This is a genomic window from Pseudomonas rhizoryzae (assembly GCF_005250615.1).
Classification (GTDB): Bacteria; Pseudomonadota; Gammaproteobacteria; order Pseudomonadales; family Pseudomonadaceae; genus Chryseomonas; species Chryseomonas rhizoryzae.
In genome coordinates, this window is sequence record NZ_SULM01000003.1 from 362813 (window position 1) to 375612 (window position 12800).

10 protein-coding genes, 1 other RNA gene and 1 pseudogene are annotated in these 12800 nt (G+C 67.7%); 9 read left to right on the top strand and 3 right to left on the bottom strand.

All coding sequences use genetic code 11. The features are described 5' to 3' along the window. Positions 1–328: 328 nt before the first annotated feature. Complete coding sequence (locus tag FAZ11_RS06285) at positions 329–769, top strand: universal stress protein (RefSeq protein WP_058759953.1); 441 nt, start codon at positions 329–331, stop codon at positions 767–769. A gap of 19 nt (positions 770–788) precedes the next feature. On the opposite strand, the gene FAZ11_RS06290 is transcribed toward FAZ11_RS06285, so the two are convergent. Continuing rightward, positions 789–2702, bottom strand: coding sequence for an ATP-binding cassette domain-containing protein (locus FAZ11_RS06290; protein WP_137279155.1), 1914 nt, complete (start codon positions 2700–2702; stop codon positions 789–791). Between the two features lie 220 nt (positions 2703–2922). Here FAZ11_RS06290 and FAZ11_RS06295 point away from each other — a divergent pair, with 220 nt between their 5' ends. From FAZ11_RS06295 to phnE, 5 genes and pseudogenes are all read left to right on the top strand, one after another. Then, entirely contained in the window at positions 2923–4851 is a 1929-nt protein-coding gene (locus tag FAZ11_RS06295) for a transglycosylase SLT domain-containing protein (RefSeq protein ID WP_058759951.1), read from the top strand. Positions 4852–5069: 218 nt separating this feature from the next. Further along, a complete protein-coding gene (locus FAZ11_RS06300) occupies positions 5070–5918 on the top strand; it encodes a putative selenate ABC transporter substrate-binding protein (protein ID WP_058773794.1) in 849 nt (282 codons plus the stop codon). After that, positions 5915–6724, top strand: a complete 810-nt coding sequence (locus FAZ11_RS06305) for a phosphonate ABC transporter ATP-binding protein (RefSeq protein ID WP_058773795.1) — start codon at positions 5915–5917, stop codon at positions 6722–6724. Before FAZ11_RS06300 ends, FAZ11_RS06305 begins: the two co-directional genes overlap by 4 nt. Beyond that, positions 6718–7530, top strand: a pseudogene (locus FAZ11_RS24930) (PhnE/PtxC family ABC transporter permease); the annotation flags it as partial. The gene FAZ11_RS06305 and the pseudogene FAZ11_RS24930, both read left to right, overlap by 7 nt. 36 nt (positions 7531–7566) lie before the next feature. Further along, positions 7567–8313, top strand: coding sequence for a phosphonate ABC transporter, permease protein PhnE (phnE, locus tag FAZ11_RS24935; protein ID WP_237141961.1), 747 nt, complete (start codon positions 7567–7569; stop codon positions 8311–8313). On the opposite strand, the gene selA is transcribed toward phnE, so the two are convergent. Continuing rightward, positions 8310–9731 (bottom strand): L-seryl-tRNA(Sec) selenium transferase, encoded by a 1422-nt coding sequence (selA, locus tag FAZ11_RS06315; protein ID WP_058773797.1) that lies wholly within the window; start codon positions 9729–9731, stop codon positions 8310–8312. The genes phnE and selA overlap by 4 nt on opposite strands. Before the next feature lie 256 nt (positions 9732–9987). Between selA and FAZ11_RS06320 the strand changes: the two genes are divergently transcribed. The 3 genes from FAZ11_RS06320 to FAZ11_RS06330 all read left to right on the top strand — a co-directional run bounded on the left by FAZ11_RS06320 (position 9988) and on the right by FAZ11_RS06330 (position 11847). Beyond that, entirely contained in the window at positions 9988–11079 is a 1092-nt protein-coding gene (locus tag FAZ11_RS06320; protein WP_058760048.1) for a hypothetical protein, read from the top strand. Positions 11080–11140: 61 nt separating this feature from the next. Next, a non-coding RNA gene (locus FAZ11_RS06325) (sX9 sRNA) lies at positions 11141–11216 on the top strand. Between the two features lie 106 nt (positions 11217–11322). Further along, on the top strand, positions 11323–11847 hold the full coding sequence (locus FAZ11_RS06330) for an ankyrin repeat domain-containing protein (RefSeq protein ID WP_058759946.1): 525 nt from the start codon (positions 11323–11325) through the stop codon (positions 11845–11847). Here the strand turns inward: FAZ11_RS06330 and FAZ11_RS06335 are convergent, their stop codons facing one another. Then, positions 11848–12771, bottom strand: coding sequence for an SdiA-regulated domain-containing protein (locus tag FAZ11_RS06335; RefSeq protein WP_058773798.1), 924 nt, complete (start codon positions 12769–12771; stop codon positions 11848–11850). Positions 12772–12800 lie beyond the last annotated feature (29 nt).

The following is a 12800-nucleotide window of genomic DNA, read 5'->3' on the forward strand; positions in this document are numbered from 1 at the left end:
GTGGAGGGCACCGGCCGGGCCGGGGCGAAAATTCATACAACCGTTTGAACGGCTCGCACAACCTTCTGGCAAAAGCGGGCGCTTGTCAATTGGGACGCACGGGGAAAGCGCGGCCGAGGGTTCCAACGGCCGACGCTTGAGCTTGTCGCGCTTCTGTGCAAGATAGCCGTGGAGCTATCCCCGACTCCTGGAGTCGAAACTACAAGTGGGCGAGCGTCTGCCTGAACAGTTGAGCGCAAGCCGGTGCTATTCAGTCAGTGCCTGAAGCCTGCGAATCGAGCGCCAGCCACGGTACGGCCTGGCGCCCCATCATGAAGGAGAGATGTGTATGGCCTACCAACACATATTGGTCGCCGTCGACCTGACCGACGATTGCCAGCCGGTGATCCGCCGCGCGGTTGCCCTGGGTCAGTGCTGCGGCAGCAAGGTGTCGCTGGTGCATGTCGTCGAGCCCATGGCCATGGCCTTTGGCGGCGACGTGCCCATGGATCTGTCGTCGCTGCAGCAGCAGCAGATCGAGCAGGCCCGCGAGCGACTGGACGGTTTCACCACCCAGTATGCGGAGCTGGCGGGTAATTGCGTGCTGGCCTATGGGCAGCCGCGCCAGGAAATCCACCGCATGGCCAAGGAGCAGGGCTGCGACCTCATCGTGGTCGGCAGCCATGGTCGTCACGGCCTGGCGCTGCTGCTGGGCTCGACGTCCAACGATCTGCTGCACGGCGCGCCCTGCGATACCCTGGCGGTAGCCCTGAAGAAAGACAAAGCCTGATCCCGCAAGCCAGGCTGGCTTACTCCAGCTCGGCCCAGCGCTCGATAAGGCGATCCAGCTCGGCCTGCAGTTCATCCATGCGGGCCAGCTTGGCGCGGGTGACCTCGGCCGGCAGTTGATAGAAATCCGGCGCGGCGATGGCGGTCTGCAAGGCTTCCAGCTCGATTTCCGCGGTTTCGATGGCGGCCGGCATGGCGTCGAGTTCGCGCTGCTCCTTGTAGCTGAGCTTGCGCTTGGCCGGTGCCACTGCCGCAGCCACGGGCGCCGCGACCGGGGCAGGGTCGACCTTGGCGGCAGGCGCTGCCGGCTTGTCTTCACGGGTCGCCACACCGAGCAGGCGCGGCGAGCCGCCCTGGCGCAGCCAGTCCTGGTAGCCGCCGACGTATTCCTGGACCCGCCCTTCCCCCTCGAACACCAGGGTGCTTGTCACCACGTTGTCGAGGAAGGCCCGGTCGTGGCTGACCATCAGCACGGTGCCCTCGAAACTCAGCAGCACCTCTTCCAGCAGCTCCAGGGTCTCGACGTCGAGGTCGTTGGTGGGTTCGTCCAGCACCAGCAGGTTGGCCGGCTTGCTGAACAGCTTGGCCAGCAGCAGGCGCGCGCGTTCACCGCCGGACAGCGCCTTGACCGGAGTACGGGCGCGCTGGGGGCTGAATAGGAAATCGCCGAGGTAGCTCAGCACATGGCGATCCTGGCCGTTGATGGTGATGAATTCGCGGCCTTCGGCGAGGTTGTCGATCACCGTCTTCTCCGGCTCCAGTTGCAGGCGCAATTGGTCGAAATAAGCGATCTCCAGCTTGGTGCCGTACTGGATGGTGCCGGTAGTGGGTTGCAGGTCGCCCAGCAGCAGCTTGAGCAGGGTGGTCTTGCCGGAGCCGTTGGGGCCGAGCAGGCCGATGCGGTCGCCGCGCTGGATCAGCAGGGTCAGGTCGCGGATCAGCGGCTCGCCGCCGGGATGGGCATAGCTCATGTGCTCGGCGAGGATCACCTGCTTGCCGGACTTGTCCGCCGTCTCCAGTGTGAGGTTGGCCTTGCCCTGGCGTTCACGCCGCTCGCTGCGTTCGTTGCGCATGGCCTTGAGGGCGCGGACGCGGCCTTCGTTGCGGGTGCGCCGGGCCTTGATGCCCTGGCGGATCCACACCTCTTCCTGGGCCAGGCGCTTGTCGAACAGAGCGTTGGCGGTCTCTTCCGCTGCCAGCTGCTGCTCCTTGTGCACCAGGAAGCTGGCGTAGTCGCCCTGCCAGTCGATCAGGTTGCCGCGATCCAGTTCGAGGATGCGGGTGGCCAGGGCCTGCAGGAAGGCGCGGTCGTGGGTGATGAACAGCACGGCGCCGGGATAGCCACGCAAGGCCTCTTCCAGCCAGGCGATGGCGCCGATGTCCAGGTGGTTGGTGGGTTCGTCGAGCAACAGCAGATCGGGCTCGGCCACCAGCGCCTGGGCCAGCAGCACGCGGCGACGCCAGCCACCGGAGAGTTCGGCCAGGGTCTTCTCGGCCGGCAACTGCAGGCGGCTCAGGGTGCTTTCCACCAGTTGCTGCAGGCGCCAGCCATCGCGGGCTTCCAGCTCCTGCTGGACGCGCATGAGGTGGTCCATGTCCAGCTCGCCGCTGGTGTCCTGGGTCAGGTGGTGGTACTCGGCGAGCAGTTCGCCGACGCCGGCCAGGCCCGCGGCCACCACGTCGAACACCGTGCGGTCGTCGGCGCGCGGCAATTCCTGCGGCAGTTCGCCGATCTTCAGCGCCGGGGCGCGCCAGACTTCGCCATCGTCGGCCTGCTGCTCACCCTTGACGATACGCAGCAGGCTGGATTTGCCGGTGCCGTTGCGGCCAATGATGCATACCCGCTCGCCCCGTTCGATCTGCCAGGACACCCCGTCCAGCAAGGGGGTGACGCCAAAGGCCAGGGATACGTTGGTGAACTTGAGCAGCGCCATGGGTTTCTCCGCGAAAAATGGCGACCAGTCTAGCAGAGACAGCCACCTACCCGGCGTTCGTCGCCGGCCGGCGAAACATCCACGCCGCCCGACGGCAGGCCATATCCGCCGCTTTCGCCGGCTGGCGCCGACACGTAAGCTAGACTGCCCCGTGACGGTCGGCCGCTGGCCTTGCGCTTTGCACGCCGCCCCCTCCGCATCCAGCTTTTACGGAATTCCCATGCGCGGTCGCCTGCTCTGTCTCCTGCCCCTGCTGCTCGCTCCTCTGATCGCCTCCACCACCTCGCAGGCCGCTCCCCTGGAGCAGCAGCGGCAACTCTACGACCAGGCCAAGGCGGCGCTGGACAAGGGTGACGCCAGCGTCTACCTGGCCAATCGCGGCGAATTGCGCACCTATCCGCTGGAGCCCTACCTGGCCTATGACGAGCTGATCAAGCGCGTCCCTGGCGCCAGCGACGCCGAGATCGAGACCTTTCTCGCCGAGCACGGCGACCTGCCGCAATCCAACTGGCTGCGCCTGCGTTGGCTGCGCAGCCTGGCCGACCGCGGCGACTGGACACGCTTCGAGAAGTACTATTCGCCCGACTACAACTTCACCGAATTGGATTGCCTGCACGGCCAGTACCTGATCGCCCAGGGCAATGCCAGCGAGGGCTTCAAGCTGGCGGAAAAGCTCTGGCTGGCGGGCAAGCCCCAACCGACCACCTGCGATGGTCTGTTCCAGGCCTGGGCGGCTCGTGGGCAGCTCACCGAGGAGCGGGTGTGGGAACGCGCCAAGCGGGCCGCCGACAAGGGCGAGTACGGTCTGGTGCGCGCCCTGATGCCGCAGTTGCCCACCCTCGCCAGCCAGGCCCAGCGCCTGATCGAGGTGGCGCAGAAGCCGCAGCTGATCACCAATGTCCAGGCCTTCACTCCGGCCAGCGAAAGCCTCGCCGACGTGGTCGGCCTGGGCCTGCGCAAGCTGGCGCGCCAGGACCCGGAGCAGGCCATGCCCTTGCTCGAGATCTACAGCCAGCGCATGCCCTTCACCCGCGACGAGAAGGTCGCCATCGCCCGGCAGATCGGCCTGACCCTGGCGAAGAATTTCGATCCGCGTGCCCTGCCGCTGATGGAGCGCTACGACCCCGAACTGCGTGACGACGACGTCAGCGAATGGCGCGCCCGGTTGCTGCTGCGCCTGGGTCGCTGGAGCGATGCCCATGCGCTGATCGAGCGCTTTCCGCCGAGTCTGGCCAAGGCCAACCGCTGGGAATACTGGCGTGCCCGTACCCTGGAGCTGATGCAGCCGCAAAGCCCCACGGCGTTGCACGAATACGCCGAGGTCAGTCGCGAGCGCGACTACTACGGCTTCCTCGCCGCCGACCGCAGCAAGGCGCCCTACCAGCTCAACAACCGGCCGCTGGTGCTGAGCGAAGCGCTCAAGCGCAAGGTACGCAACACCCCCGGCGTGCAGCGCGCCCTGGAATTCATCGCCCGCGGCGAGCCGATCAATGCCCGCCGCGAGTGGTTCTACGTCAGCCGGCATTTCAATCGCGACGAGTTGGTCGCCCAGGCGCGCCTGGCCTATGACATGCAGTGGTACTTCCCGGCGATCCGCACCATCAGCCTGGCCAAGTACTGGGATGACCTGGACGTGCGCTTCCCCATCGCCTACCGCGAAAGCTTCCTGCGCGAAGCCCAGGCCCGCGGCCTGCACAGCAGCTGGGTGTTCGCCATCACCCGACAGGAGAGCGGCTTCATGGCCGATGCGCGCTCCGGGGTGGGGGCCATGGGCCTGATGCAGCTGATGCCGGCCACCGCCAGCCACACCGCCAGCAAGTTCGCCATTCCCCTGGCTTCGCCGCAACAGGCGCTGGCCCCGGAGAAGAACATCGAGCTGGGTACCGCCTACCTGTCCATGGTCAACGCCCAGTTCAACGGCAATCGGGTACTGGCCTCGGCGGCCTATAACGCCGGCCCCGGCCGGGTGAAGCGCTGGCTGACCGGCGCGCGTCATCTGGCCTTCGATGTCTGGGTGGAGACCATCCCCTTCGACGAAACGCGGCAATACGTGCAGAACGTGCTGGCCTATGCGGTGATCTATGGCCAGAAGCTCAATGCGCCGCAGCCGCTGGTGGAGTGGAACGAGCGCTTCTTCGACGAGACCTGAGCCCCTGCCGGCCGATGCCGGCGCACCGCCGCGGATTCGAACGCCGGGGCGAGTCCGCTGCGCCAGAAGCGGCGTTTCCCTGCGGAGCCGCACCGCAGAGCGCCTTGCCCCTGCTGCCTGACCTCCAGCTGCCACGCGACCCGCGTGACGGGCTGCGCAAAGCCCCGTCACCCCCTATACTGCAGCCCCTTTTTTTCCGCTATTGAACCGGAGAAACCATGCTCAAGCGCTCGCTGGCCCTGGCAGCAGGCCTGGCCCTGTCCCTCACTTCCCTGCTCTCCCATGCCACCGACGAGCTGCGCGTCTCGGCCATTCCCGACGAGGCGCCCACCGAGCTGATCCGCAAGTTCAAGCCACTGGGTGAATACCTGGAACAGCGCCTGGGCATGCCGGTGAAATTCATTCCGGTGTCCGACTATGCCGGCGTGGTGGAAGCCATGGCCGCGGATCGCCTGGACCTGGCCTGGTTCGGCGGTTTCACCTTCGTCCAGGCGCAGCGCAAGGCACCGATGATCCCCCTGGTGCAGCGCGAGGAAGATCAGAAGTTCACCAGCAAATTCATCACCGCCGACCCGGCCGTGAAGACCCTGCAGGATCTCAAGGGCAAGACCTTCGCCTTCGGTTCGGTCTCGTCCACCTCGGGCAGCCTGATGCCGCGCTATTTCCTGCAGCAGGACGGCATCGTCCCTGAGCAATTCTTCTCACGGGTGGCCTATTCCGGCGCCCATGACGCCACCGTCGCCTGGGTCGCCGCCGGCAAGGCCGACGCCGGGGTGCTCAACGCCTCGGTGTGGCAGAAGCTGGTCGATGCCGGCAAGGTCGACACCAGCAAGGTACGGGTGATCGCCACCACCCCGCCCTACTACGACTACAACTGGACGGTGCGCGGCAACCTGGACCCGCAGCTGGCGGCCAAGATCAAGCAGGCCTTCCTCGACCTGGACCCGGCCAAGCCGGCGGACAAGGCCATTCTCGATCTGCAGGCGGCCACGCGCTTCGTGCCGACCTCGCCGGACAACTACAAGGGCATCGAGGCTTCCGCCGTGGCGGCCGGCCTGCTCAAGTGAGTCTCGCCCTCAGGGGCGTGACGCTGGTCCACGCCGACGGCTCGCCCGCCCTGGCCGATGTCGACCTGCACCTGGAACAGGGTGAACAGGTCGCCCTGATCGGTCCCTCCGGCGCGGGCAAGACCAGCCTGCTGCGGCTGCTGGCCACCGGGCTGCGTCCGGCTGCCGGGCAGTTGCAGGTGCTCGGCCAGGAGCCCTGGGGCCTGGGCAACGGGGCGCGGCGCCAGTTGCGCGCGCGCATCGGCCTGATCCACCAGGCCCCGCCACTGCCGGCGCGCCAGAGAGTCATCACCGCGGTGCTTGCCGGGCGCCTCGGCCAGTGGTCGCTGGCGCGCAGCCTGGTCAGCCTGGTGCATCCGCTGGACGCAGCCGGCGCCGCCGCGGTCCTGGCACCGCTGGATCTGGCCGATCGGCTCTACGCCTCGTGCGACCAGCTCTCCGGTGGCCAATTGCAGCGCATCGGCATTGCCCGGGCGCTCTATCAGCAACCGCAGCTGCTGCTCGCCGACGAACCCGTCTCGGCGATGGACCCGGTGCTGGCCGGCCATACCCTGGACGTCTTGCGCGACGCCGCGACACGCCAGGGCACCACCCTGGTCACCAGCCTGCACAATGTCGAGCTGGCGCTGCAGCGCTTTCCGCGCATCCTCGGCCTGCGCGCCGGCCGGCTGCTGTGGGACAAGCCCGCCAGTGCGGTGAGCGCCGCCGATCTCGCCGAGCTCTATGCCAACGAGGGGCTCAGCACCGCCCTGCCGCAGGCGACAGCCGCTGCGGCCGAGACACCCCTCGACCTGCCGCGATGCTGAATCCGCGCTATCGGGACCCCGCCGCCCGGCCCCGCCTGCTGCTGACCCTGCTGGCACTGCTGTTGGCCTGGCCGACCCTGCACCTGGCGGAATTCGATCTGCTCGGCCTTTTCAGCGGCGACAATGCCCGCACCATGGGCCACTTCCTCGCCGGCTTCTGGCCACCCGCCCACGACGCCGACTTTCTCGCCGTGCTGGGCCGCGCCACCTTGGAGACCCTGGCCATCGCCACCCTGGGCATGGCCCTGGCCGCGCTCATCGCCTTGCCCGCCGCCCTGCTCGCCACCCGCGCCCTGTCGATCTCCGCCCTGCCCCGCGCCGGTCGGCCGGGGCGGCTGCCGCGGCTACTGCGCGGCCTGATCCGCGGCGTGCTGATCGTCTTGCGCAGCGTGCCGGAGATCGTCTGGGCGCTGCTGTTCGTCCGCGCCGTGGGCCTGGGCCCCACCGCCGGGGTACTGGCCATCGCCATCACCTATGGCGGCATGCTCGGCAAGGTCTATGCGGAGATCTTCGAATCGGTCGATCCGCGCCCGGCGCGCGCCCTGCTGCTGCAAGGCGCGGGGCGCCTACAAGCCTTCGTCTATGGCGTGCTGCCCAATGCCGCCAGCGAGATGATTTCCTACAGCGTCTACCGCTGGGAATGCGCCATCCGCGCCTCGGTGGTGATGGGCTTCGTCGGCGCCGGCGGCCTCGGCCAGCAGGTCGACCTGTCGTTGCGCATGTTCGCCGGCGGCGAAGTGGCCAGCCTGCTGCTGACCTTCCTGATGCTGGTGCTGCTGGCCGATGTGCTGAGCCGCCTGCTGCGCCAGGTGGAGCGCGGGCAGAGCCGGGGTCGGGGCGCGCTGACGGTACTGGCGCTGGGCGCCGCCCTGGTGGCGTCCGCCGGCTACCTGGGCACCGCCTTCGGTGAGTTGCTGAGCGCCCGCGCCCTGGGCCAGATGGGCAGCTTCCTCGCCGATTTCCTGAGGCCCGACTTTTCCCTTGGCCAACTGACTGCCGTGGCCCGCGGCGCCGTGGAGACCCTGGCGATGTCGGCCCTGGGCACCCTGCTCGCCGGGTTGCTGGGCTTGCTGCTGGCGCTGCCGGCGGCTGGTCGCTGCGGTCTGGCCGCCCTGGCGCTGGCGCGCCTGCTACTCAACGCCCTGCGCGCCGTGCCCGAGTTGGTCTGGGCGGCGCTGATGGTGCTGGCGGCAGGACTGGGGCCCAACGCCGGGACCCTGGCGCTCGCCCTGCATACCGCCGGGGTGCTCGGGCGATTGTTCGCCGAGGCCCTGGAAAACACCCCCAAGGCACCGGCCGAGGCCATCCGCCTGGCCGGGGGCGGAGCGCTGGCAGCCTTTCTCTACGGCACCCTGCCGGCGGTCTGGCCGCAGTTGCTGGCCTATCTGCTCTATCGCTGGGAAAACAACATCCGCATGGCCAGCATCCTCGGCTTCGTCGGTGCTGGCGGCCTGGGGCAGCAGCTGTATTTCAGCCTGAGCCTGTTCCAGCAGGCCCAGGCCGCCACCGTGATCCTCGGCATGCTGGTATTGGTGCTAGGCGTGGATGGGCTGAGCAACTGGGCCCGGCAGCGTTGGGTCGTCCGTTAGACGCCTGGCGAGCGGATCTCCGGCAGCAGCAACTCCGGCAACTGGGCCAGGAAGGCGGCTTCGTCGTCGAGTTGGCGCAGGTCCAGCCAGAGGGCATCGGCGTCGATGCGGCCTACCACCGGAATGGGGAGCTTGCGCAGGCCCTCTTCCAACTGGCGCAGGGCACGCCCACGCAGGCGCTTGCTGACCTGGGGGCGACAGCACAGGGCCGCGCCGGGCAGGCGCGCCACCGGCTGGGCGCCGCTGCCGATCATGCCCAGCACCGGCTCCACGCTGACCCTATAGGTCTCGCCCAGCACGGCGGCGAAGGTCGGCAACAGCCGCTGGGCCTGGGCGGTGATGTCGTCCGCCGGGCGCGACAGCAGGCGCAGGCTGGGCAGTCGCTCGGCTAGCCGATCCGGGTCGCGATAGAGCGCCAGGGTCGCCTCCAGGGCGGCCAGGGTCAGCTTGTCCACCCGCAGGGCGCGCTTGAGCGGATTCTTCTTGATGCGCTCGATGAGGTCGCGGCGGCCGACGATGAGGCCGCACTGGGGCCCGCCGAGCAGCTTGTCGCCACTGAAGGTGACCAGGTCCGCACCGTCGCGCAGGGCCTGCTGCACCGTGGGTTCGGCGGGCAGGCCCCAACGGGTCAGGTCCACCAGAGTGCCACTGCCCAGGTCTTCCAGCAGGGGTACCTGGTGGGCGCGGGCAATGGCGGCCAGTTCGGGGGTGGCGACGCTGGCGGTGAAGCCCTGGACGCTGTAGTTGCTGGTGTGCACCCGCATCAGCAGCGCGGTACGCGGGCCGATGGCCGCTTCGTAGTCGCGGGCATGGGTGCGATTGGTGGTGCCCACCTCGACCAGCTTGACCCCGGCGCGGGCCATGATGTCGGGGATGCGGAAGGCACCGCCGATCTCGATCAGCTCGCCGCGGGACAGCACCCCTTCCTTGCGCGCGCCGATGGCGTGCAGCGCCAGCAGCACGGCGGCGGCGTTGTTGTTGACCACGGTCACCGCTTCGGCACCGGTGAGTTCGCGCACCAGCTCGGCCACCAGGTCGTCGCGATCACCGCGCTTGCCGGTGGCCAGGTCGAATTCCAGATTCATCGGCTGGCGCGCCGCTTCGCTTACCGCGGCGATGGCCTCTTCCGCCAATAGCGCCCGGCCCAGGTTGGTGTGCAATACCGTCCCGGTCAGGTTGAACACCCGGCGCACCCGCGGCCGGCTGCTCAGGGCCAGGCGCTCGCCCAGCCGCCCGGCCAGTACGCCCTCCTCCACTTCCACGGCGGTGAGGGTGCCGGCTCTCAGGGCTTCGCGCAGATCGTCCAGCAGCGAGCGATAGCCACCGAGTACCCGCTCGCGGCCATGGCGCTCCTCCAGCGGACGCGAAGCGGGATGGCGCAGCAGGCGGTCGATGGAGGGCAGGCGGATGGCGGTCATGAAGGCCTCTTGGGTCGAGTCGATCCCCAGTGTAGCCCGAACCCGCGGCGGGTCGACCCGGCCTCCCGTCGCCCGCCCGCCTTGGCCGAAACGGCGCGGCGCCAGACCTCCCACGTCTGGAAATGACCCCCGGGTTCCCGGTTTGCCGCGCGCCAGAGCCCGTCCTAGGATGGATTTTCAAGCCTCTCACGCCCCCGGCAGTCGAAGGCTTGGCAACGCCATGCCCACCGTCCACGACAACAACAAAGGTGCCGTCATGTCCAAGAAAGCCTCCCTCTGGGCGAGCGATACCCTGTTCGACAACAGCGACATCGTCAGCCTTGGCAACTTCACCTATCTGCACGCGCTGAAGGCCTCCGCCGCGCAACCGACCCAGCAGACTGCCCTGGCCGCCACGCCAACGGTGAGCGAATTCCTCAACGGTGCCATCAGCGAATACGTGCTGGGTGGCACCCCGGACGGCATGCGGCCGTTCCTGGTCGATGGCCACCAGATGACGCTGCACAACTCGCTCAACGGCGCGGTGGCCCATACCTGGATCACCGCCGAAAACCAGATCCTCATCACCTACGCCGGTACCACGAGAGGCGAGAATCTGCTGATCGATCCCCTGGCCACCGCGGGTGGCCTGCTCAGCGACCTGCAGATCCTCAGCCAGCACGTCTCCAGCGCGCAGCGGCAGTCGCTCGACTTCGCTCATCAGGTGATCGAAGCGGCGGCCAAGCAGGGCTACGGTACCCAGGACATCTTCGTCACCGGTCATTCCCTGGGCGGCATCTCGGCGGAATACGTTGCCCAGCAGACCGGGCTCGGCGGCATCAGCTTCGAGGCCTCGGGCATTCCCCGCGATGCCCAGGCGGCGGGCCACGGCGGCAACTTCGTCAATGTGGTCACCCTCGGTGATCCGGTGGCCAACTACAGCTCCGACATCCGGGGCGAACAGCCTTTCGCCCCTACCTTCGTCAGCCAGGCCGAGGGCGGTGGCAGCCTGCCACACTATGGCTCGCTGTTTTTGATCGGTGCCCAGTCCGATCAGCAGGATCTGGCCCAGGCGGCGGCCAAGGTGGGCCATCTGTTCAACGGCAACAACGGCGGCCAGGTCGATCCGCTAGGCGCCGCCTTGCATCCGGTAAGCGTCGCCGCCGGGCTGGCCGAGGCGGCGCGACTGATCGCCGAATTCCACCTGCCAGCCGCCGAATACACCAACCTGGGGGTGACGCCCACCGGCGGCTTCCTCGACACCCTGCCGGCCCATATCGGCACGGCCCATGGGCCGGTGCTGATGGTCGGCAACTACAGCGTGGCGGAACTGCAGGCCTACGCCGAGACCCACGCGACCTTCGGCTGAGAGCGACTAACAAAACTACTGCGCGTCTGCCATGCGGGCGCGTGCAGTGCTCTGAATCCTCATGTACCACTTGTACACTGCGGTTCCTGCGCGCCGCGCGCACCCGCCTGACAGCCGCTCGCTACGTTTTGTTAACCGCTCTGAGCTCCGGCGGAAGGAAACTTCCGGCGTATCGCTCGGGTCTGCCTCCCTATCGCCCGGGGCCCTCAGGGCCCTGCTGCCCGTATCGATGAGGAGAGAGCCATGACCGACAACGGCCCCCAGCGCATGACCGATGAAGAAGCCCAGGAATTCGCCACCGAGGTGTTCAACCTCGCCCGTACCGGCAATGCCGAGGTACTGGCCCTGGTGCTGGAAAAAGGGCTGACGCCTAACCTGCGCAATCACAAGGGCGACAGCCTGCTGATGCTGGCCAGCTACCACGGTCATCTGGAGGCCAGTCGCGTGCTGCTGGAGCACCAGGCCGACCCGAACCTGGCCAACGACATGGGCCAATCGCCGCTGGCCGGGGCGGCCTTCAAGAACAACCTGGCCATGGCCGAATTGCTGCTGGACCAGGGCGCTGCCGTGGAAGGCGCCATGCCAGACGGCAAGACCGCGCTGATGATGGCGGCCATGTTCAATCATGTGCAGATGGTGGAGCTGCTGGTCGCCCGCGGCGCCGATCCACAGGCACGTGACGCCTCTGGCAACACGGCGCTGAGCGTGGCCCGGGCCATGGGCGCCCAGGACACGCCGGCGGTGTTGGAACGCCTCGGCGGCGCCTGATCAGTGCTTTTCGTAGCGATAAAAGAGATTGGGTTCACTGACCACATAGAGGTTGCCCGCGGTATCCAGGGTGACCCCTTCGGGTTGGCGGATGCGCCGCGACAGGCCGCCGAAGGGCGCCAGCAGGGAGCGGGTATCCAGGGTACGGCCTTCATCGTCGAGTTCGATCAGCATGCGCGATTCGTCGCTGAGCAGCAGCAGGTGGCCGGTACGGCGATCGACATGGATGGCGGACAGATCGCCGGTGGTTGGCGCCTGGTCCAGCCAGGCCTGGCGATCGATGATGCGCAGGGCGAAGTCGCCATCGAAGCTCTTGAGCAGGCCGCGGATTTCATAGAGCTTGCGTGGTGAATGCTCCTTGACCACGTAAAGACGATCCCGGGCCGCGTCGTAGTCCAGCCCTTCGAAACCCTGGTTGCCGCGGGGGAAGAGATCCAGGGTCAGGCTGCGATAGTCGCTGCGGTGCAGGACGTCGTCACCTTCGGGGATGTTCACCAGGGTCAGGGCATTGGCGCCCTCTTCCGCCAGCAGCAGGCGATCATCGCCGAGATAGGTCACGCCCTCGACGTCGTCGAAGCCTTCCAGGCGATGACGCTCCAGCAGATTGCCGTCGCGACTCAGGGCCAGCAGTTCCGGCGGATTGTTGACTACCGCCCAGAGCCGATCGCGCACCGGGTCGTAGCTGACATCGGAGAGATTCTCCGTGACGCCGGCCACCGGCTTGGCCTCCACCGCCACCCGGTAGCGGCCGAGTTCCAATGAAGTACGGGGCTGGCTCTGCCATTGCTGGCCGAGCCAGAACAGCAGTTGACTATCCAGGTGGCTGCTGCGCAGCCCTTGGGTGAGCCCCAGCGCCAGCAGCAGGGCCAGGCCCAGTAGCCAACCCGCTCGACCAATCCTGATCCGCCTTCCCCATGCCGTCATCGCCTAAGCCCCGTCATTGTTGTACGGGG

What these genes read in the sequence shown, in the direction of transcription:
- FAZ11_RS06285 (WP_058759953.1), top strand. Translation starts at nt 329, where the DNA reads ATGGCCTACCAACACATATTGGTCGCCGTCGACCTGACCGACGATTGC.
- FAZ11_RS06290 (WP_137279155.1), bottom strand. Translation starts at nt 2,702, where the DNA reads ATGGCGCTGCTCAAGTTCACCAACGTATCCCTGGCCTTTGGCGTCACC.
- FAZ11_RS06295 (WP_058759951.1), top strand. Translation starts at nt 2,923, where the DNA reads ATGCGCGGTCGCCTGCTCTGTCTCCTGCCCCTGCTGCTCGCTCCTCTG.
- FAZ11_RS06300 (WP_058773794.1), top strand. Translation starts at nt 5,070, where the DNA reads ATGCTCAAGCGCTCGCTGGCCCTGGCAGCAGGCCTGGCCCTGTCCCTC.
- selA (WP_058773797.1), bottom strand. Translation starts at nt 9,731, where the DNA reads ATGACCGCCATCCGCCTGCCCTCCATCGACCGCCTGCTGCGCCATCCC.
- FAZ11_RS06320 (WP_058760048.1), top strand. Translation starts at nt 9,988, where the DNA reads ATGTCCAAGAAAGCCTCCCTCTGGGCGAGCGATACCCTGTTCGACAAC.
- FAZ11_RS06330 (WP_058759946.1), top strand. Translation starts at nt 11,323, where the DNA reads ATGACCGACAACGGCCCCCAGCGCATGACCGATGAAGAAGCCCAGGAA.
- FAZ11_RS06335 (WP_058773798.1), bottom strand. Translation starts at nt 12,771, where the DNA reads ATGACGGCATGGGGAAGGCGGATCAGGATTGGTCGAGCGGGTTGGCTA.